Origin of the sequence: Gardnerella pickettii (assembly GCF_029226345.1) — a bacterium.
GTDB lineage: Bacteria > Actinomycetota > Actinomycetes > Actinomycetales > Bifidobacteriaceae > Bifidobacterium > Bifidobacterium piotii.
In genome coordinates this window covers 84,325-105,468 of sequence record NZ_JAKNCU010000002.1, presented here as the reverse complement: position 1 = coordinate 105,468, position 21,144 = coordinate 84,325, and the positions used below count along the sequence as shown (strand labels likewise).

Annotated in this window: 15 protein-coding genes; 3 read left to right on the top strand and 12 right to left on the bottom strand. The window is 42.9% G+C overall.

Annotated elements, in window-relative coordinates:
• Window positions 1-239: hypothetical protein (locus MAF46_RS06010; RefSeq protein ID WP_275883748.1), on the top strand; the 239-nt coding region annotated here is incomplete at its 5' end.
• A gap of 78 nt (window positions 240-317) precedes the next feature.
• Here the strand turns inward: MAF46_RS06010 and gnd are convergent.
• The 3 genes from gnd to MAF46_RS05995 form a co-directional block, all read right to left on the bottom strand.
• The gene (gene gnd, locus MAF46_RS06005) at window positions 318-1,193 is read right to left on the bottom strand and encodes a phosphogluconate dehydrogenase (NAD(+)-dependent, decarboxylating) (protein WP_020759227.1); all 876 of its coding nucleotides are present in this window, start codon (window positions 1,191-1,193) and stop codon (window positions 318-320) included.
• A gap of 97 nt (window positions 1,194-1,290) precedes the next feature.
• Window positions 1,291-2,631, bottom strand: a complete 1,341-nt coding sequence (locus MAF46_RS06000; protein WP_060785495.1) for a GntP family permease — start codon at window positions 2,629-2,631, stop codon at window positions 1,291-1,293.
• A gap of 181 nt (window positions 2,632-2,812) precedes the next feature.
• On the bottom strand, window positions 2,813-3,340 hold the full coding sequence (locus MAF46_RS05995; RefSeq protein WP_004132207.1) for a gluconokinase: 528 nt from the start codon (window positions 3,338-3,340) through the stop codon (window positions 2,813-2,815).
• A 161-nt stretch (window positions 3,341-3,501) separates the two neighbouring features.
• On the opposite strand from MAF46_RS05995, the gene MAF46_RS05990 reads away from it, so the two are divergent.
• On the top strand, window positions 3,502-4,242 hold the full coding sequence (locus MAF46_RS05990) for a FadR/GntR family transcriptional regulator (protein ID WP_060785494.1): 741 nt from the start codon (window positions 3,502-3,504) through the stop codon (window positions 4,240-4,242).
• A 43-nt stretch (window positions 4,243-4,285) separates the two neighbouring features.
• On the opposite strand, the gene MAF46_RS05985 is transcribed toward MAF46_RS05990, so the two are convergent.
• From MAF46_RS05985 to MAF46_RS05945, 9 genes are all read right to left on the bottom strand, one after another.
• On the bottom strand, window positions 4,286-5,182 hold the full coding sequence (locus tag MAF46_RS05985) for an HD domain-containing protein (protein ID WP_060785493.1): 897 nt from the start codon (window positions 5,180-5,182) through the stop codon (window positions 4,286-4,288).
• 131 nt (window positions 5,183-5,313) lie between these two features.
• A complete protein-coding gene (locus MAF46_RS05980) occupies window positions 5,314-7,839 on the bottom strand; it encodes a KUP/HAK/KT family potassium transporter (protein WP_060785492.1) in 2,526 nt (841 codons plus the stop codon).
• 197 nt (window positions 7,840-8,036) lie between these two features.
• Window positions 8,037-9,017 carry a TatD family hydrolase gene (locus MAF46_RS05975; RefSeq protein ID WP_060785491.1) on the bottom strand — a complete coding sequence of 327 codons (981 nt, stop codon included), beginning with the start codon at window positions 9,015-9,017 and terminating at the stop codon, window positions 8,037-8,039.
• A 134-nt stretch (window positions 9,018-9,151) separates the two neighbouring features.
• Window positions 9,152-10,948, bottom strand: a complete 1,797-nt coding sequence (locus MAF46_RS05970; protein ID WP_060785490.1) for an ABC transporter ATP-binding protein — start codon at window positions 10,946-10,948, stop codon at window positions 9,152-9,154.
• 1 nt (window position 10,949) lies between these two features.
• Window positions 10,950-12,776: an ABC transporter ATP-binding protein gene (locus tag MAF46_RS05965; protein ID WP_060785489.1), complete on the bottom strand. Its 1,827-nt coding sequence runs from the start codon at window positions 12,774-12,776 to the stop codon at window positions 10,950-10,952.
• 253 nt (window positions 12,777-13,029) lie between these two features.
• The gene (locus MAF46_RS05960) at window positions 13,030-14,778 is read right to left on the bottom strand and encodes an ABC transporter family substrate-binding protein (protein WP_060785488.1); all 1,749 of its coding nucleotides are present in this window, start codon (window positions 14,776-14,778) and stop codon (window positions 13,030-13,032) included.
• Window positions 14,779-15,103: 325 nt separating this feature from the next.
• Window positions 15,104-16,999, bottom strand: a complete 1,896-nt coding sequence (locus tag MAF46_RS05955; protein ID WP_004132193.1) for an ABC transporter ATP-binding protein — start codon at window positions 16,997-16,999, stop codon at window positions 15,104-15,106.
• A gap of 20 nt (window positions 17,000-17,019) precedes the next feature.
• Window positions 17,020-17,967 carry an ABC transporter permease gene (locus tag MAF46_RS05950; RefSeq protein WP_004132192.1) on the bottom strand — a complete coding sequence of 316 codons (948 nt, stop codon included), beginning with the start codon at window positions 17,965-17,967 and terminating at the stop codon, window positions 17,020-17,022.
• A 26-nt stretch (window positions 17,968-17,993) separates the two neighbouring features.
• A complete protein-coding gene (locus tag MAF46_RS05945; protein WP_032815600.1) occupies window positions 17,994-18,977 on the bottom strand; it encodes an ABC transporter permease in 984 nt (327 codons plus the stop codon).
• A 464-nt stretch (window positions 18,978-19,441) separates the two neighbouring features.
• Here MAF46_RS05945 and MAF46_RS05940 point away from each other — a divergent pair, with 464 nt between their 5' ends.
• Entirely contained in the window at window positions 19,442-20,896 is a 1,455-nt protein-coding gene (locus MAF46_RS05940) for a C1 family peptidase (protein WP_004132190.1), read from the top strand.
• The last annotated feature ends 248 nt before the right edge of the window (window positions 20,897-21,144 follow it).

Genomic DNA, 21,144 nt, shown 5'->3' with positions numbered 1-21,144 from the left:
TAAACTTACACCAAAGCAAGCCCAAAAGCAAATCACACCCAAACCAACAAGACAAAACCATTGAAAACACTAGCATCCATCGGAGTGTCGCAAACACGATAAAAACACGCAAAAAACGCCACGCAACCACACACCAACAAAAACACAACAAAAATAATCCAAAAAAACAAGAAAAACACCCCCAAAAACCAAAACACGGGAGTGTCGCAAACAAAAATAGATGGGCAATTAACACATAACTGCCCATCTATACAATCTTTATCTATTTTTTACCTATTTTACCTATTTTTACCTTAGATATTTTCTACTTACTTTGACTATTTTTTAGTCACATGGCCACCAAACTGCGCACGCAACGATGAAACTACTCGCAAAGTGTCATCTCCACCTCCGCGAGATACTTGGCGAGCCCACAATGAGCATGCGGTAACTGGGGTTGGAACACCAAGTTCAAGTGCAGCTTCAACCATCCACTTTGCTTCACCAGATTCATTAGCAACAGGAGGCATAGATTCTAATGTAGGATCGTCTTTTGCAGCGCGTGCGAATAAGTCAAGCAGCCAAGACTGAACAACAGAACCTTGACGCCATGAAGACATAACCTTAGCTGGATCATCTATTAATTCTGAACGCATCATTGTTGCAAAGCCTTCACCAAAAGCTTGCATCATGCCGTATTCGATTCCATTGTGAACCATCTTGGCAAAATGACCACCACCAACAGCACCAGCATGAACTAGTCCGTCAGGACCTTCAGGCTTCAAAGTCTCGAAAATTGGTAACATTCTCTGATAATCTTCATCGGATCCGCCAGCCATCAATGCGTAACCACGAGTAGATCCCCAAACTCCGCCTGAAACTCCAACATCCATAAAATGGATTCCCTTTGTTTTTAATTCAGAAGAATGACGCTGATCATCAACATACCTAGTATTGCCTCCATCAATTACTAGGTCATTATCTTCAAGAAGATTGCTTAATTTTTTGATAGTTGTGTCTGTAGGAGAACCAGCTGGAACCATAACCCATACAATACGCGGACTAGAAAGTCTTTGTACTAATTTTTCTAAAGAGTCAACATCTCGATTTGATTCAGCACTAACGTCGTATCCAACAACTTCATGACCTCCTTCGCGCAAGCGCTTAACCATGTTTCCGCCCATGCGCCCTAAACCGATAACACCTAATTGCATAATAAATTCCTTCTTTCAAATTTTTTAATAACTTTTACTAACTTTTAATAACTTTTGCAAAACTGTCACAAAACTTATTCAGACAATCTTTTTAATTTCATATGAACACAGGAACAACAGCAGAAACTAGCATAATAATTGCAAGTCCAACAACAGACAATACTGTTTCCATCAATGACCATGTTTTAAACGTTTGCCCTACGCTCATACCGAAATATTCTTTAACCAACCAGAATCCAGCATCATTTACATGAGATAAGAAGATTGATCCAGCACCAATAGCTAGTACGAGTAACGCTAATTGTACTTGATTTAGATTTGCAGCCAAAGGTGCAACAATTCCAGATGCTGTTACGGTTGCAACGGTTGCAGATCCAGTCGCTAATCTAATTAGTACAGCAACAATCCATCCAGCCAGAAGAGGATTAAGATTTGCCTGAACAATGCCAGTAGCAATAACTTTACCAATTCCAGAATCTACAAGGGTTTGCTTGAATCCACCCCCAGCAGCAACTATCAACAAGATACTTGCAATTGAGGAGAACGAAAGACCTACCAGAGAATTCAATGTATCTCTACTCCATTTTGCGCGAATAGCAAATAATATCATCGCAAAAATAGTAGTGATTGTAAGAGCTTCAAGTGGTGTTCCAATCCATGCGATTACACTACCAAATGTAGATTTTGATTGCCCCGTAATATCAACAACACTGGCTGCAAGCATAAGAATTACTGGAAGTAAAATTACGCTAGACGCTTCCGCGAATGTAGGACGATTTTGTGGCTTATCTTCCTTCTTATTGTCTTCTTCTTGCTTAGTTTGAATAGGAACCATTTTTACCATCCAATGAACCATTAGAGGTCCTGCGATTGCTACAGTTGGTATGGCGATAATCAAACCAAAAGCCAAAGTCAATCCAATGTTTGCATGCAAAGCATCAATAGCAACAAGTGGTCCAGGATGTGGCGGTACAAAAGCATGCAAAGCCGATAAGCCTGCGAGCGCTGGTATGCCGAGAGCAATTACTGGCATTTTTGTACGACGCGCAACAAGAAGAATAATTGGTATAAGTATCACTACACCAACTTCAAAGAACAGTGGAATTCCAACAATAAATGCGCTCAGAGCCATGGCCCATGGAAGCTTATGTTCTGGAGCTTTCTTCAGTATGGTGTCACAAATCACGTCTGCTCCACCAGAACGCGTAAGAAGAATTCCAATAATTCCGCCTAAAGCAATGAGTAATCCAACTCCTGATGCTGTGGAACCAACCCCATTAGTAAAGCTTGTAAGACTTTTATCATATGGAACTCCTGCAATGATTGCAGTTGCAATCGAACCAATCATTAACGATAGGAAAGGATGTACTTTTACCACTGCAATAAGTACGACAATAAGCGCTATACCTAATATTGCCGCAAGAATTAACCCACTCATAAATCCTCCATGATTTTGTGAATTGTTTTAATTATTGTGATGCTTTATTTATAATTCCTTGTGATCTTTTGTTTACGATCAATGCGCTAACAACTTTGTTATTTGCGTTAGTAATTTTTGAATGTATATTTTTGTGCTGCTTTACAATTGTTATGCTTTACAATTGCGACTATTTTTACATTTACAATTGTTTTTGCAGCTGCGATTGTTCATATGTTTTCACTGCTTTGATAGCTCTATGAACCATATCTTCAACAGAACCTTCAATCGATATAACGGTTCCGTTTTCTTCTTTACCTAGAGGCTCCAAAATTGCGAACTGACTTGGCAATAAAGATGGTGGCATAAAGTGTCCTTTACGATCTTTTAGCCTCTGCGCTATTAACTCATGGCTTCCGTTTAAATGCAAGAAGTACACGTTTAGATTTTTAGAAAGAACTTCGCGATATGACCGTTTTAATGCAGAGCTTGAAACAACTGTGTTTTCTCCAAGACTTTCACGCGCAACCATCCATTTGTTAATAAGATCCAACCAAGGCCAACGATCTTCATCTGTTAGCGCAATTCCTGCGGACATTTTATCTATATTAGCTTTTGGATGAAAATCATCACCTTCTGCCAGAGTGTAACCAAGTTGATCACGAATTGCCTCAGAAACAGTAGACTTGCCGCAACCAGCAACGCCCATCACTACAATGTGAATCGCCATAATAGCTCCTTTGTTATTGACAACACTATAAGAATACCACACAAAGACTCTTTGTCAAAGAATTAAGAGTCTTTAATGTGTTATTTTTTGAGTATAACTATATTTTCATTTTCTATTTGCTAGGATGAAAACATAGATATATATAAAACTGCGAGGCAAATATGGTGTCTAATACCACACAAAGTCAAATTTCCAGTGACTTAGTGACCAAAAACGCTCCTTTACATCTATCTATAGCGGATGCTCTCGCAGACGAAATAGTAAATAACAAATGGGAACCAAAAACTAATCGAAAACTAGAAGATATTCAAAAACAATATGGAATATCTAGAACAGTAGCTCGAGAAGCAACAAGACTATTAGCATCTTTGGGGTGTGTACAATTTCAACGCGGAACAGGCGTAATAGCTTGTAGCCCAGAAAATTGGGACGATTTAAATACACGAGTAATCACATGGAAACTACATTCACCATACAGAGAAAATGAACTACGAGCATTAACAGAACTTCGTCTTGTTGTAGAACCTGCCGCAGCAGCTGGATGTGCATTACGCGGAGATGTAGAAATACGCTATAAATTGGGCGTAATTGGTCACGATATGGTAAAAGCGGTAGAAGAAAATAGACTGGCAGATTTTCATGAATTAGATATCCAGTTCCATACTCTTTTGCTTGCAAATAGCGGTAACCCGATTTTTGCAAAACTTAGTTCAATAGTCGAAAGCGTATTACGAGGCAGAGTTGAACTTAATCTTTATCCACAAAAACCAAACAAAGAAGCGATATTAAACCATAAAAAGGTAACACAGGCAATTATGGAAGGTGACGCAGCTGCAGCAAGCGCTGCTATGCACGATATTGTAGCCGAAGTAAACACTGCACTTGGATTAGCGGCTTTATAGCCATAAAAGCAAAGCTTAATCAATCTTACCTAATCAACTTTGCCTAATCAACCTTAAGACCAAAGAAATCTGCAAGCTTGCAAACGCTCACTCTGCCATACTTATTAACCAAGCACATCCATCGCTTTGCGTTCTCTTCGCCAAAGCGCGCAGCCTTACGCCTATACGTATCTACAGTTAAAAATCGCGGCGGAATCGACTTACTGTTGTATTTATCTGCAACCATCACAATTTCTTGCTCAACCGTACGCGGAACATAATCGCCAGATGGAAGCGGCAAATTTTGCGCAACAACTTGCTCGCGAGTTAGCCCAACGCCCGTATGGTTACGCGCAAATTGCGCAATATCTTCACTAAAACCATTATCAATCAAATAGTTGTAGCCGCGCAAGCCGTGCAAAATATAATTCGGTCCGTCAAACTCCAACTTGCCATCCGCAGCTTTTGAACCATCTTTAGCTAAAACAAAATACGTTCCAATATCGTGCAACAATCCGCCAGCAAAAGCCGCATATTCGTCTACATAATCTTTCGGCGCGATTCCTCCACTAACTTTAGGAAGCTCTAGTGGATTTGTGTCAATTAACTTTTTAAGACACGACTTTGCTAAATCACACCTGTTTTTTAGATCTTCATTGATTTTAGACATTTGGCGAAGCATAATTTGCTCAACATCTGCTTGCGACTTATCCGCAAAATCCGCAAGATTATCAAAATCCGCAAGATTCTCAAAATCATCAAAATCAGCAAAATCCGCAAAATCATTATTCAAATTAAGCTGCTTAAAAGCCAACAGCTGATTTTGGTGTCTAGCAATCATCCAAGAAATCGTAGCAATAACAACACAATGACAATGAATCAAATTGTACGCAGCTTCACTTGGCGCAGTAGCGCGATGCAACTTTTCTATCCTATTAAAATCAGGAATATTTGCAAGCATAATAATCGCGCTCCTTAAACCCTAAATCACAAAACGGCCGTTATTGAAAGCAAGCGCACAGGTAAACATAAGCACATGCGCAAGCCAACACAAACGGCCGATTTGCAGTAAAGCAATAATATGGATTTTAGTTATTTTTTAACTGCTTTAATCTGACCAGTATCTATTCTAGCGATTTTGCCAGTGTTAGATATTTTAGTCTCCTTATTTTCGGACTTATTTTCAGACTTATTTTCAGACTTGCTTACAGACTTATTTTCAGACTTGACTTCTCCAGAAACATTCGCTGCAGCAATATCTCTAGCGTTCATAATCGCAGTTTGCTCGGCATCAACCGAAGCTTGCGCTGCAACATCATTGCCTTGCAAAGACTGAACAGCTCTAGATGAAGCAACCTCTTCTCGCTTTAATCGAGGAGGTCTACGAGTAGAAACAAACAACGGCTGAACTTCTACAACAGGATTATACGGAGCTAAGCCAAACCACTTAACTGGCGTTCCCGCAATATGACGAATCGCATACTTCATTTTTAGAGACAATGCGCCACGCAAAGAAATATTCGATTCAGGCATTAATGCCTTGTGCAAAAGCACGTAACGAATTGGGCCAATATCTGGATCCGCATCTACCTTAGGGTACACAGACTGCTGTTGTGGCAGCTCGCCCGTATGCGATAAATCGTGCATAATTTGATGCAAATATGCAGGAATCGAAGGAGAAACCTTAAATCCAAGCTTGATTTTAACGCGGAACAAATAATCCGTGCCAAAATTCTCCACGCAATATTCGCGAGTAAACGGAGCGTCATCAGTTTCTACAGAAACAGCCCACCACGCACGAGCGCGCTTAGGATGATCCGCAAAAATCGAGAAGAAAATACCAGTATCTAGACGCTTCATCTCCTTATCGGAAGTCAAATACACAATATTGTCTGCAAAATAAGGGATTCTAAAATCACTGTGCAACTTATCTAGAACAGGCAAAAAGTCCTTAGGCTTCATGTGCAATCGCTGCGAGCGCTCAATCTTAGTGCCATCTTTCCAGGTGAGCATAATAATCAAAATCGAAGCGCCAAGAAGCATGGTAAACCAGCCGCCGTGCATAAACTTTGCCATAGATGCTATAAAGAACAAAATCTCAATAATCAGGAAGACTACAGCAAATACTAAAGCGCCAAGCTTCTTATTTTGATACCACATGTGAACCGTAAGAAGTATTGTTGTTGCAATCATGGTAAGCGTAAGCGCAAGACCGTACGCTCCAGATATATGCTCAGAATCCTTAAACACAGCCAAAACTGTAAGAGTTGCAAGACAGAGCACAAAATTAACAACAGGAATATAAAGCTGACCGCGAGTTCGCGCAGGGTATCGCACTTGAAGATGAGGCATCCAGTTAAGGCTGGTAGCTTCCGAAACCATAGTAAAAGCACCAGTAATCAAAGCCTGGGACGCAATAATGCCAGCTGTTACAGAAAGCACAACGGCAACGTAACGTAAATTCGGGCTTAGCATCTGGAAGAACGGGTTTAAGCCTTCTATAGACCACAATGCTTTGTTGTTTTGATGCTGAAGCATCCAGCTGCCTTGACCAAAGTAGTTTAGAATAAGCGCCACTTTAATAAACGGCCAAGTAACATAAACGTTTCCACGACCAACGTGACCCATATCAGAATACAGCGCTTCTGCACCAGTTGTAGAAAGGAATATAATGCCCATTAAGGCCATTCCTTGCATATTGTGCGAACTAAACAAGAACTTTAGGCCATAAATCGGGTTCAAAGCCTCAAAAATCGCCAGATTTTCGCCAATATTCATGATTCCAACAAGCGCTAGGAATCCGAACCAAATCATAACGACTATGCCGAAAACTTTTCCAATTCTTTCGGTTCCGCGCTGTTGAACAGAAAACAGAATCACAATAATAATTACCGTGATCATTAAAGAAAGATTGTCGTTTTCTAAGAAGATAGGCCTAAATGCAGATATTGTGCGCAAGCCTTCTACTGCAGAAGATATTGAAACTGCTGGAGTTAGAACAGAATCCGCAAGGAACGCCGCACCACCAATCATTGCTGGAATCGCAAGCCATGCGCCTTTTCGCCTAATAAGCGAGTAGAGTGCAAAAATTCCGCCTTCGCCCTTGTTGTCTGTTCGCATTGCAACAAACACGTATTTTACTGTTGTGATTAGCGTAATTGACCAAAACACAAGGGAAAGCATGCCATAAACCGCTTCGCGACTAATGTTTTGCAATCCGCCTTGACCTGCCAAGAATGTTTGAGCAGTGTACAAAGGAGACGTTCCAATATCTCCATAAACAACGCCCAATGCCACAATTGACATGCCCAAAGTGAATTTATCGGAGCTGGTTTGTATCTTTGCCCACAATCTTCCAAGCGGGCCTCTAACAGCACTATCCGCAAGCTTTTCGGCCTCTTTAACCTCTTTTGCTTGCTGATACGCCAACGCCTCTCGCTCTTCGCGAGTGGTGGTTTTCTGAGAAACCTTTGGCGCTTTTGTAAAAGAAGCGGCCTTTAGAATCGCCTCTTTAGGGTTTGTTACGCCCTTATTAGCGGCCTTCTCAGACTCCTTCGCCACGTTACGAAGATCTTTAGCGTTATCACCAGATAACGCTGAAACGCGTGACTTAGTCATGCTTGATTTTTCCTCCAAAAAGTAAAACCTCTTCTTGGCAATAATCTGCCATAATAAGAAGTCGCATACGGTCTTACCACTTACAGTTTTATTTATTTGTACCTAAATATTGTATACAACAACAGATATATAGCGCAAAATTGCCGCAGAATCCTTGAAAAATAAGGGCTAATTTAAGCGTGATTAACGCCTAAATTTTAAAAACCATAAACTTCATGCGTTGTTTTTAAGGTTGACTTTGCTACCTCCATCAAAGAACAATCAAGCGCGGTTGCTAACGATTCAAGAGTGTAAGGCACCATATAAGGTGCGTTCGGCCGTCCGCGGTAAGGCATTGGAGTAAGGTACGGAGCATCCGTTTCAACAGTTATGTGGTCTTTTCCAATGATTCGCGCAGATTCTTGCAAATCCTCGTTCCCCTTATAACTAATCGTTCCAGAAAAGCTTGCATACCATCCGTTTTCTTTTAGAACTTGAGCTAAGTCTTTTCCGCCAGAATAGCTGTGGAAAACTGTGCGCTCTGGCGCTCCGTCTTTTAGCAAAATTTCTACAACGTCACTATGCGCATCTCTATCGTGAATTTGAAGCGGCAAATTAAGCTCTTTTGCAAGCGCTATATGCGCGCGGAATGAGTCGCGTTGGTAAATTCTTGCGCTCTCGCCTGTGCGAAAATAGTCTAATCCCGTTTCGCCAATCGCAACTACTTCTTTTGAGTTATCTACAACCAGCGAGCGCAAGTGTTGCATCGCTTCGTCAAATGGAATATCGTGATACGGCTTATAAACTACTGGCAAGCCGTCTGGCCCTTCTGCTCCCCTATGGCCGTGTAAAGGCGCTTCGTTTGGGTGAATCGCTATTGCAGCACGTACGCAATCCGCGTGATCTGCCGCAAAGTCTATTGTTGGCTGCCAATCTGGGTATTCACATCCAACTTCGATCATTTTAGAAACGCCTGATGCTTTTGCACTATTTACTAAGTCGTTTGCGCTAGGCTCAGCTATTAAATCTCGACCTTTTTGCGATAATTCTTGATTAAGATTTTTTGCAAAATCCACTACGCTTAGCATATGCGTGTGGTCGTCTGCGATTGTTACGCCTTCTTTAATTAGATTCTGCCATATTTCAGACTGCTCTGTTAAAGAAGGCGCCCAATTGTGCTCACGATGATGCTTACTCATGATTTACAAGTGTAGTCGCAGATTTAACGTGACTTAAAACGCGGATTAAAACGTGACTTAAAACGCGGATTAATACAACACATAAAACGCGACTTAAAACGCGACTATTTCGCCTCTTAAACACCACTTTGCGCTTACGCAATCGCCGCACTAATCGCAGCGTATTGCGATTCCACAAGTCTGTAATACGCACCTTTTTGCGCCATAAGTTGCTCATGGCTTCCGCGCTCCACGATTTGCCCATGGTCAATCACGCAAATCAAATCCGCATTCTCGATTGTAGAAAGCCTGTGTGCAATCACAAAAGAAGTGCGATTTTTAAGCAATTGAGCTAATCCTGCTTGCAAAGCTTCTTCTGTACGCGTATCTATATTGCTTGTTGCTTCGTCTAGGATCAAAATTCGCGGGTCTGCTAAAAGCACGCGCGCAAACGATATAAGCTGCCTTTGGCCTGCAGAAAGAGTAGCTCCTCGCTCTTCAATCTTAGTATTGTAGCCATTAGGCAATTCTTCAATAAACTCGTGCGCGTGAACTACTCGAGCTGCAGCCTCAATCTCTTCGTCCGTTGCGTCAAGCTTACCGTATCGAATGTTTTCTTTAACAGTTCCGCTAAATATAAAGCTGTCTTGAAGCATAACGCCCATTTGCTTTCGCAAAGATGCTAACGTTATTGAACGCACATCGTAGCCGTCAATTGTGATTGAGCCTTCGGAAACGTCGTAGAATCTAGAAAGCAGGCTTACAAGCGTTGTTTTGCCCGCTCCAGTAGGGCCAACAAGAGCAACCGTAGTTCCAGGCTCAACATGCAAGTCAACTAAATTCAAAATCGGCTTTCCGCCCTCTTCGTAGCGAAAAACAACATCGTTTACATCAACCTTGCCTTTAATTTTCGGCAATTCTTTTGCATCTGGCTTATCTACAATATTTGGCTTAATACTTAAAGTCTCAAAAATACGCTCCAAATACACTGAGCATGTTATAAGTTGCGTGTAGAAGTTACCAATGTTTACAACTGGCTCCCAGAAAGTGCTCGAATACCACACAAATGCTATAAGCGTACCAGTGCTTATGTTCATACTGCTCGCGTTTGTTATGCCAACATAGTAGAGCAGCGAAATTGCTGCACTTTCAATAATCGAAGCTCCAGGCCAAAGCAGCATTTGCACTCTAACGTTTTGCATCCACGCTTTTCTAACTCCCGACTGCTGCTCTTGGAATGTAGCGTATTGCTCCGATTCTCGCGCAAAAGTCTGAGTGGTTTTTACGCCTGCGATTGATTCGTGCAAATATGCGTTAAGATTGCTTTGCTTATTTGATAGTTTTTTAGACGCTTTTCGTTGCAAAATTTGCAAAGTGCGAGTCCAGATTATAAAAACTGGGAATAATACAAGACTCCACAACGCCATTCGCCAATCCATAGCAAACATTGCGATTAGTGTAATGATTAGCACAAAAACATCGGAAAACACGTTGATTAAACCAGAAGAAAGCGTGTCGGAAAGCGTGTTTATGTAGTTTACTATGCGAATCAAAATCTTGCCGTGCGGACGCGAATCAAAGTAGTCAAACGACAACGATTGCACATGCGTAAAAATATCGCGCCGCATATCTTTAATTATCATTTGGCCGAGTCGCGTAATTGCAAGCGTTCTGTAGGCTAACCCAAGCTCATACAGCACAATAAGCACGCCAAACAATGCAATAAGCACGTACAAATAAGAAACGTTTTTATTAGGCAAAACTACGTCTATAAGTGTTTTTGTAATCATTGGCGTTGCTGTCATAATACAGCTTCCGCTAATAACAACTAAAACTATTTTGACTAATTGCCATGCGTACGGCTTTATGTATTTGCGAACGCGCATAAGCTCGTGCAAATTTACGTGCTCTTCTTGGCTTTCGTCTTCTCTATAAGTGTTGCGCTGCGCCATTCTACTCCCCCTTAGCCTCGTGTGAATCTTCAAATCCCAAAGCTTTGCCCGTTTGCATACCAAGCTGCTTTTTGTAGATTTCCCAATATCTTCCATGCGACGCAACAAGCTGCTCATGTGTTCCGCGCTCTACGATTTTGCCGTGATCTAGCACAACAATCATGTCTGCATCTTTAACAGACGAGATTCTATGCGCAATTGTGATTACTGTGCGCAAGCCGTCTAACCTTTTTAGCTCTTTTTGAATATGCTCCTCAGTTTCCATGTCTACTGCAGAAGTTGTATCGTCCATAATCAAGATTGCAGGATTGTTTGCTAGCGCGCGAGCAAGACTTAAACGCTGCTTTTGACCGCCCGAAAGGCCGACTCCTCGCTCGCCTACAACAGTTTCGTAGCCTTCTGGCATGCTCATAATAAAATCGTCTGCATCTGCGATTCTTGCCATACGCCTAATCGTGTTATCTAATTCTTTGCAATTTTCCTCGTTTTGAGGCAATCCAAAGCTAATATTTCCTGCAATCGTATCGGAAAACAGGAATGTTTCTTGCGCGACTATGCTAACTTGATTCCTAACAGTTTCTAGAGGCCATTCGCGCACGTCTTTTCCGTCAATCAAAACGCGGCCGCGCGTAGTGTCATAAAAACGCGCTATAAGACTTACAAGCGTTGACTTTCCAGACCCCGTTTCCCCTAAGATTCCAAGCTTTGTTCCTGCTGGAACATCTAAATCAATATCGCTTAAAACTGGGGAATCAAGATCATCTGGGAACGCAAAATCAACGTGTTCAAAAGTTACATGGCCCTTTACCTTAACGTTTTTCTCGGAGGCAGATGGCAAATCAATATGCGATTCTTGCGTAAGAAGCTTACGAATATTTACGCATCCTGCGTTGAATCGCTGCCAATCGTTAATAAGCCACCCAACCATTCTTACTGGCATGTGGAGCATCCAAAGGAAGCTGTTAAACGTTACAAATGCGCCCAAAGTCATGCTTCCGTTAAGCACAAGCCATCCGCCAAATCCTACTGTTACAAGCTCTAGCGCAAAGCCCATGCCGTCAAGCCATGGCATGTATTTTTGCGTGTTTTTTGCAAGCGTAATATTGCGGTTAAAGTAGTCTTCGTTGCATTTATCGAATTTCTTTGTTTCAAAAGGTTCGCGAACAAAAGCTTTTACAACGCGATTACCTTCAATGTTTTCTTCCACCATTGAATTCATGCGCGCAAACGATTCGCGAATCGCAAGGAACTTCGGCCTAGCGTTCTTGCCCATAAGCTTTGCAAGCCAGAATAAAAATGGTGTAATTGCCATAAGCGCTAGAGCTAGCTGCCATTGGATTGAAAACATTATAATTAGCGCAAACACAAACATCACTAGGCAATCCAGCGCCATATAAGACACCCAGCTTAAAATGTGGCGAATCGCGTCCGTATCCGAAGTCATGCGGCTCATAATGTCGCCTGTGCGCGTGTGATTAAAGTACGTAAAATCAAGCGAATGCAGCTTCTCGTACTCGTCGCTTACAAGGCGATACACGGCGTTTTGGCCGAATCTTTCCATTTGAAGCTGGTAGATATACCTTGATCCAACGCGAACAATCATCATTGCAACCATTAGCACGCACACAAAAGCAAGCAAATCATGCTGTTTTCCAATAATGACTTTGTCTACAATAAAGCCCGAAAGCAGCGGCATTGTCATTGCCATTGTGTCGTTTATAGTAAAAAGAACTAGCGATACGCCTACTCTCCACATATCTGGCTTACAATATTGCAAAACCCAGCGCACATTGCTTGCGTCTTTGCGTTTATTTGGATTTACATACATGCGCTAGATTCTCCCTTATTTTTGGCTTCGCGATTTATTTTTTATTAAGTTTTATTAAGTTTATACTATTTTTCTGAGTTTATTTTTGCGCGACTATTTTTTGCGCGACTATTTTTTACGCGATTATTTTCTGCGTAACTACGCACGCGATTACAGCAAAAGCATGTGGCGTGCAGCCAAAGACCACACGCCACATGCTATAAGTTAAGCAATCAGCTTAGTAAACTTGCGCGAGTTATCGCTACAAATTTACTCACTTCTGCCAACCAATGTTTTCAACAAAAACGTTAGCATATCCAGCAGGACCGCCGTTAGCGAAGCCCTTCTTGTATGCCTGATAGGTTGGAGGAGCAGAAACTGGAAGCGTACCATACTCGGCGAAAGCCATGGACTCAGCCTTGTTGGCCAATGCAGTCTGTTCCTTGTAATCGTAAGTCTTACCAACCTTGGCGAGCAGGGCATCAATCTTCTTGTTGCCAGTGCCAGTAAAGTTGGAATCGCTCTTAGAACCGTAGACCTGGGAAGCGGATCCCACGAAGCTCAATGGGGATTGGGAAACCCAAGCCATTGGAAGCACCTGGAAGTCGAAGGAAGCAACAGTCTTAGAGAACTTAGAAGCAGGCTTGTTTACAGTCTTGCACTTCATGCCAGCCTTCTTCATCATGGCCTGGAATGCGTTAGCAAGAGCTGCCTGAGTAGAGTCATCGCCGAAGAAGGTGAATGTGAACTGAACGGTCTTACCATTCTTAGCGTAGTAACCGTCTTTGCCCATCTTGTAGCCAGCGGCCTCAAGAGTCTTCTTAGCGTTTTCTACGTTGAACTTACCATCAGCTGGGAGGTTGTTCTTGTAGCCAGCCTGGAACATGGAGAGAAGCTCCGAACCTGGCTGCTCGCTCTTCCAGCTCATACCCTGGAACTGAATCTTGTTGTAGGTGGCAACGTCGAATGCCTGAGCAACGGCCTTACGCACGGCCTTGTCTTTGAATGCGCCAGCCTTTGCATTTAAGTTAATAACACGAATCTTGGTGCTGTAGCCGTAACGGAGCTGAGCGCCCTTAACGCTACGAGCAGCCTTAACCTTATCCTTGGTGGAGATGGAATCCACGGAATCGATTTCGCCGTTCTGGAAGGCGTTCATTGCAGCGGTATCTTCCATACGCTTTACAACAACCTTGTCAAGCTTTGCCTTCTTGCCCCACCACTTTGGATTGCGCACGAAAACAACCTGATCTTCGGTTGCGGACTGAATCTCGAATGGACCTGCACCCCACTCGTTGTGAGGATTATTTACCCAACCCTGGTTGAATACCGCTGGATCGGTTGCCTTTGGATGAACCAATGGAGCGAACAGCAATTCCCAAGTTGCGCATGGCTTATTGTACTTAACGATTACTTGCTTAGGATTTGCGCCCTGCTCAACGGACTCAATGCAGTCATAGCCCTCGTGAGATGGTACAGAGTAGGCTTCGTTCTTGCCATTCATAACTTCCCAAGTAGCCTTGAAAGCAGTGTAATCGATGTCTGTACCATCGTTCCACTTAGCCTTTGGGTTCAAATCGTACTGAACTACGAGTGGCTTGTCGCTAACCTTCTTAACAGAAGTAATGTAATCAGGGTTGTACTTAACCTTCTCGCCCTTAACGGTATCGTAATAAGGAAGCGATGGCTGGTAGAAGCCCCACAAAGTGCTCATATACGCGGTGTTACCGTCGTTAGAAGCATAGTTCCAGTTTGGACCCATGTCGGAAAGCGAGAACGTGTAAGTACCGCCATCCTTAACATTGTCACGAGGCTGTGGATTGTCGTAACGCTTGTCAACCTTAGGCATTGGAAGAGCGCCAGTGTAGGAAGTATCTACACCTGCGGCTGGCTCTTCGGTCATACCGCCCTTAGCTTTGCTTGCCGTAGTGGCAGTTGTGCCACCGCAAGCGCCGAGCAGCATTGCAACAGAAAGTGCAGCTGCGGCGAATACAGTTAATTTACCTGCATTAGTTTTTTTCATGATTCCTCTCATTCCCCAGAAATGATGTCCACTTTCTGGTATGTGTGTAGAGTATATCTAATCTTTTGACATTTTGTGTTACGACTTTTTTAACAAATGCTGAATTTAAACTTTTGTTACTTAAGATTTAATGCAGAAAAAAGAAAATTAAACACAGAAAACCGCAAAACAGAAAATTTTTTAGTTTATTTTGATTAAAAAACAAAATATATTACTTTTTTCAGAATTTATGTGCTTGTAACAAAAAATCGCGTGTGTCTTGCATAACACACGCGATCAAACTTGCCCTAAACAAAAGTTTAGGCGTATTCACAAAAGATTAGAATCAGACGCTTGCAACGTCATCAAACGAATCTTCTTCGTTAAGAATAATACGCTTACGATTCTTCTCAATAACAGGATCTGGAATTGGCACAGCGCTAATCAAAGCCTTAGTGTACGGGTGCTTAGGATTATCGAACACCTCGTCCGTCTCGCCAGATTCAACAATGCGTCCGTGGTACATAACAGCAATTCGGCTAGAAATATGACGAACAACCGCCATGTTGTGAGCAACAAACAAGTAAGCAACGCCCAGCTTATCTTGCAAATCTTCAAGCAAGTTGATAATTCCAGCCTGAATAGAAACATCCAAAGCCGAAACAGGCTCATCAAGAAGAAGCAGCTTAGGATTTACAGCCAAAGCGCGAGCAATAGCAATACGCTGACGCTGACCACCAGAGAACTGCGTTGGGAAGCGATCAACCTGGTCTGGATTCAGCTCAACAAGCTGCATAAGCTCCGCAATGCGCTGACGAATCTCTTCCTTCGACTTCTTTTGAACATGAAGAGGCTCTGCCAAAATATCGTAAACAAGCATACGAGGATCAAGAGAGCTCATAGGGTCTTGGAACACGTACTGAATCTTAGAACGAAGCTCGCGACGCTGCTCGTTAGTCAACTTATCGTTAAGCTCGGTGCCAAAGACGGTAATAGAGCCAGCTTCTGGCTTCTTTAAGCTCATGATTTCCATCAAAGTAGTTGACTTACCAGAACCAGATTCTCCAACAAGAGCTACAGTTTCGCCTTCGCGAATCTCTAGGTCAATGCCATCAACAGCGCGAACCTCGCCAACCTTGCGTCGCAAGAAACCGCCACCTGTAATTGGGAATGTTTTAACTAAGCCCTTAACATCCAAAACAACCTTGCGATCCTCGCGAGGAATGCCTTCAAACATTGGCTTAATCGTTTTTTCGGTCTCCGCATGAAGCAGCGCGCGAACAGTTTCGCTTTCTGCCTCAAGGCCCATCATATCGCTGGTATCTCCACTCTTTTCTTCTGCAATCAACATATCCATTGTTGGCTTAGAGATTGGAGTTAAGCGGCGAGTACGCTTTTGATCAACGCGCGGAACAGCGCCAAGCAAACCGATTGTGTATGGCTGAGTTGGGTGAGCAAAAATCTCCTCAACGCTATTATGCTCAACCAAATGACCCGCATACATAACAATAACTTCGTCTGCAACGCCAGCAATAACGCCCAAATCGTGAGTAATGAAGATCATTGCGGCGCCAGTTTCTTTCTGAGCCTTCTTCAAAACATCCAAAACCTGAGCCTGAATCGTAACATCCAAAGCGGTAGTAGGCTCATCAGCAATAATAATATCTGGGTTATTCGCGATTGCCATTGCAATCATAACGCGCTGACGCATGCCACCAGAAAACTCATGAGGGAACGCCTTTAAGCGCTCAGCTGGCTTAGTAATACCAACCAAGTTAAGAAGCTCAATAGAGCGATCACGAATCTGATCTTCGGTCATATTTGGATTATGAATAACCAAAGCTTCCTTAAGCTGATCTCCAATAGAGAACACTGGAGTTAAAGCAGAAAGAGGATCCTGGAACACCATTGCAATGTTCTTACCGCGAATCTTACTCATCTCTGCATCAGACTTTGTTAAAAGCTCTTCGCCCTTATAAACAACAGAACCCTTAACAGAAGCATTCTTATCTAGCAAGCCCATAACAGCCAAAGAAGTAACAGACTTACCAGATCCAGATTCGCCAACAATACCAATGGTTTTGCCGCGGTACAAATCAAAGTTCATATTGCGAACAGCGTGAACTGTACCAGCTTCCGAAGCAAAGCTAATTTGCAAGTTGCGTACAGAAAGAAGTGGTTCGTTGTTCTGATTTTCCATTGCAAAGTCTTCCTTATTTGCGTTATTACCCATATCAGTCATGTTTACACCTCCAACAAGCCTTACTCGGCCTTACCAACAGACCTAGAATATGGATCAATCGCATCGCGCAAGCCATCTCCAATAAGCTGAACGGAGAAAGTCAAAACAACCAAAACCGCAGAAGGAACCAAAAGAACCCAAGGAGACGTCATAACGCTACTTTGACCAACGTTAAGAAGAGTGCCCAAAGAAGTATCTGGAGCCTTAATACCAAGACCCAAGAAGCTCAATGCTGTTTCGCCGTTAATTGCGCCGATAACACCAAGAACCGTGTTAATAATCAAAACGGAACCAAGATTTGGAACAAGGTGGCGAACAATAATGCGGAACGAAGAAACGCCTTCAAACTTAGCAGCACGCACATATTCGCGTTCGCGCAAGCTCAAAGTCAAAGTTCTAAGCGTACGAGCGTAACCAATCCAACCAAAGGAAGTCATGCCAAACGCAAGCCACAACCAATCGTTGCCGCCAGTAGCAGAGCTAACAATCAAAGCAATAAGCAAGAAGGATGGAACAATTAAAAGCATGTCTAGAAGCCACATGCCAACCTGCTCAAACCAACCTTCAAAGTAAGAAATAGCAGTACCAACCAAAGCGGCAATAATCGTAATAGAAATGGAGCTTACAATACCAATAGAAAGCGAGCGACCAAGTCCGCGAACGACCATTGCGTACATGTCTGATCCGCCAGGCGTTGTGCCAAGCCAATGTTCAGCACTAGGAGGAGTTGCAAGAGCTGTAAAATCAGGCTCGTCGTAGCCCCACTTGCTAATCTTAGATCCAAACAAAGCAAGAAGAATCAAGAGAACAAGTAAAACTAAGCCAACAACAGCGGATGGACGCCTAAAGAAGCGGCGCGTATAAAGCGTTATTTTGCCTGTGCGCTTAAAATTACCCCAAGAATTAGCAGTTGCCTTCTTATCAGCAGCAGACTCTTGAGCCTTTGAAGATACATCTTTTTTACTCATATCAATACACCTACACTATTGCGCAATTAGCTCAAACGAATACGAGGATCAAGCCAAGCGGAGAAGATATCTGCCAACAAGGCTCCGGCCAAAGTACACACGGCTCCGAACGCAGCAATAGCAACAGAACCATTAATGTCGTTATTAGAAATAGTTTGTACGAAGTAGCTACCCAAACCGTTAATTGCAAACACGGTTTCGGTAATCACAGCGCCCGTAAACACGCCTGCAATAGAGAAGGCAACGTCTACGGCAGTAGGAATCAAAGAAGTACGCAAAGCGTGACGACGAATAGCCACATTTAGAGGCAAACCCTTAGCGCGAGCAGTACGAACATAATCAGCATTCATAGTATCGAGCAAATAGGTGCGTTGCGTAAGATGGTAGCCAACCATGCCAGGAACGGTCATAACAATTGTTGGCAAAATCAAATGCTGCAAGAAGTCAAGAATAAAAGCAATAGGATTAGAACCTTGGTAGGAATGTAATCCAGTAACAAAGAACAAACGAGAACCAGCAGCGTTGTTAATGCTAATCGCAGCTAAAACAATAAGTAATCCAAACACGGCGGCTGGAACAACAAGCAAGAACGTAGCAATAGAGTTAAGAACCCTGTCTTGCCACTTATATTGGCGAATAGCAGTATAAACACCAACGCTAACGCCTAAAACAATGCCAAGAACAGTTGCGCAAGTAACCAGCTGCACCGATGCGCCGATTCGCGCAGCAATCGCAGGACCAACAGGCGCTTGCTCTGGGCTTAATCCCCAATCCCAACGAGTAAGAACGCCAGTAATCCAACGCAAATACCTTGTAATAACTGGAGTTTGGTCGTTAATATTTGCCAAATCCAAAGAACGGTTAATCGAAGGAATCGGCGGATGCGGATGCCTAGACATATAGTTCGATCTCGGATCCATAAATGCACTTGCCAAGAAATACGTCATGGATACGGATACAAACAGCATCACAACATAATTCAGGCATCGTTTAACGATGTATCGTATCATTGTGACTCTTTTCTACGTCTAAACATTGTTACCTCCATCTGGTAACTGCAAACTTACGCTTGCACACTGCCATCATTTAATCACTAATTAAAAAGGCAAATCATAAGCGTTTAAGGCACACTTAAGCAAGCCCTAATAATTTGGACGTGTAATTAGTATATTTTTAGCTAACCTATGTACATTACCTAAAATAAACATGTAATAACACGTAATAAATAGTAATCTTAGTCAAAATTAATACATAAAATTGGCAAAATATCAAAATATTTAACGAAATTACTTAAAATTTACGAAAATTAGTTTCGCAAATCGCCGCAAACGCATAAAAATACATATTTTACATAAACGAAACACGAAAACTCACGAACACTCGCGAACAATTTGAGCCGCGCAAAACGCGACTCGTGCATTGAGCAAGCTACAATAACGCTTATTCACTGTTTTTAACAAGATAAAGGAGATATATGTCTGAAAACGTAAAAGCCGTTACGCTAAACGACGTGCGCGAATATTCTAAGCATTTTAACGAACAGCGAGCAAATCGAGTAGCAGCAAACGCTTCGGTATCGAGCGGCGTTCTTAAAGCAGCAACAAGCTACCAGGGTCAGCGAGCACTTCCACGCGAATTTTCTATAGAACTAAAGCAAGGAACAATAACAAACCAACAGCATTCTGGACGTTGCTGGATGTTTGCATCGCTTAACACTTTGCGCTACGAGCTTATGCATAAGTGGAATCTAGAAGACTTTGAGTTTTCCGAAAGCTACTTGTTCTTCTGGGACAAGATTGAAAAAGCAAACGCATACTTGGAAAACGTTTTGGCGACTTTAGATGAGACATTAGATAGCCGAATTTTTGAGAGCATTAACTACGGTCCGATTGACGACGGCGGATGGTGGCAAATGTTCGTTAACTTGGTAAACAAGTACGGACTTATGCCAAAGAGCGCATACCCAGATTCGCAAAACGCTACCGATTCCGAAGCATTCGTGCAATACATTAATAGCAAGCTTCGCGAGTTTGCATGCGAATTGCGCGAGGCACACAAGAATGGCACTTCTATGGAAGAGTTGCGAAAAATGAAGATTCGCGACTTGGAAACCGTATACCGCATGACTGCAATCGCACTAGGCGAGCCACCAGAGCGTTTTGACTTCTTTGCGCGCACTAAAGATGACGACGACAAGAAGGACGATAAAAAGAGCGGCGAAAATAGTGAATCTAAGGGCGGCGAAAAGAAGGACGATAAAGGCAGCGAAAAGCCAAAGAGCGGTAAAGACGATCGCCCAATCATTTGCGAATACGGCATTACGCCACTCGAGTTTGCAAAGAAGTACGTGCCAGTAGACGTAAACGACTTTGTAAGCTTGTGCAACTCCCCAATGGAACGCACTCCGTTCAACAAGCTCTACCAACTCAAGTACACAACAAACGTTGCCGAGACTAAGGAAATGGAGTTTGCAAACGTTGCGCTAGAAGTGTTCCGCAAAGCCGCTGTTGATCAGCTAAAAGACGGACACCCAATTTGGTTCGCTTGCGATTGCACGCAATTCTCGCTAAGGCAAGAGGGCTTCTTTGACCCAGCAGTTGTGCGCGTAGACGAGCTATTTGATGTAGAGTTTACATTCGACAAAGCTAAGGGTTTGGAATACATGGATTGCCCAGGCAACCACGCAATGACCTTTACTGGCGTAAATCTTAACAAAGATGGCGAGCCAGACCGCTGGAAGATTGAAAACAGCTGGGGTAAAGATAACGGCGAAGATGGATACTACGTTGGGTCCGCGCAGTGGTTTGACCGCTACGTTACAGAAATCATTATTAACAAGAAGTATCTTGATGAAGCAACGCGAGCAATATTGGATCAGGAGCCTGTAATGCTTGATCCGTGGGTGCCGCTTACAAAGCGCTGCCGCTAAACTTGATTTAGCACAAGCTGATTTACAAACGCAGATTGCATTCGCAAATTACAAATGCAGTCTGCGTTTTTTATTTTATTGCGCTTGCCTCGCTTGGTATTGCGCGATTCCTATTTGGTGTGTAGGAGGGCTGGGTGTTTCTACGCTCGCGCGGATTGGCCGCGCTCACTCCTTCGCCGCATGTAAAGTCCACTGGACTTTACATTTAAGCGGCTCAGCGAATCGAGGTGACTTCTCGCGCATTATGC

What these genes read in the sequence shown, in the direction of transcription:
- MAF46_RS05940 (WP_004132190.1), top strand. Translation starts at nt 19,442, where the DNA reads ATGTCTGAAAACGTAAAAGCCGTTACGCTAAACGACGTGCGCGAATAT.
- MAF46_RS05960 (WP_060785488.1), bottom strand. Translation starts at nt 14,778, where the DNA reads ATGAAAAAAACTAATGCAGGTAAATTAACTGTATTCGCCGCAGCTGCA.
- MAF46_RS05995 (WP_004132207.1), bottom strand. Translation starts at nt 3,340, where the DNA reads ATGGCGATTCACATTGTAGTGATGGGCGTTGCTGGTTGCGGCAAGTCT.
- MAF46_RS05975 (WP_060785491.1), bottom strand. Translation starts at nt 9,017, where the DNA reads ATGAGTAAGCATCATCGTGAGCACAATTGGGCGCCTTCTTTAACAGAG.
- MAF46_RS06000 (WP_060785495.1), bottom strand. Translation starts at nt 2,631, where the DNA reads ATGAGTGGGTTAATTCTTGCGGCAATATTAGGTATAGCGCTTATTGTC.
- gnd (WP_020759227.1), bottom strand. Translation starts at nt 1,193, where the DNA reads ATGCAATTAGGTGTTATCGGTTTAGGGCGCATGGGCGGAAACATGGTT.
- MAF46_RS05985 (WP_060785493.1), bottom strand. Translation starts at nt 5,182, where the DNA reads ATGCTTGCAAATATTCCTGATTTTAATAGGATAGAAAAGTTGCATCGC.
- MAF46_RS05955 (WP_004132193.1), bottom strand. Translation starts at nt 16,999, where the DNA reads ATGACTGATATGGGTAATAACGCAAATAAGGAAGACTTTGCAATGGAA.
- MAF46_RS05965 (WP_060785489.1), bottom strand. Translation starts at nt 12,776, where the DNA reads ATGTATGTAAATCCAAATAAACGCAAAGACGCAAGCAATGTGCGCTGG.
- MAF46_RS05950 (WP_004132192.1), bottom strand. Translation starts at nt 17,967, where the DNA reads ATGAGTAAAAAAGATGTATCTTCAAAGGCTCAAGAGTCTGCTGCTGAT.
- MAF46_RS05980 (WP_060785492.1), bottom strand. Translation starts at nt 7,839, where the DNA reads ATGACTAAGTCACGCGTTTCAGCGTTATCTGGTGATAACGCTAAAGAT.
- MAF46_RS05970 (WP_060785490.1), bottom strand. Translation starts at nt 10,948, where the DNA reads ATGGCGCAGCGCAACACTTATAGAGAAGACGAAAGCCAAGAAGAGCAC.
- MAF46_RS05945 (WP_032815600.1), bottom strand. Translation starts at nt 18,977, where the DNA reads ATGATACGATACATCGTTAAACGATGCCTGAATTATGTTGTGATGCTG.
- MAF46_RS05990 (WP_060785494.1), top strand. Translation starts at nt 3,502, where the DNA reads ATGGTGTCTAATACCACACAAAGTCAAATTTCCAGTGACTTAGTGACC.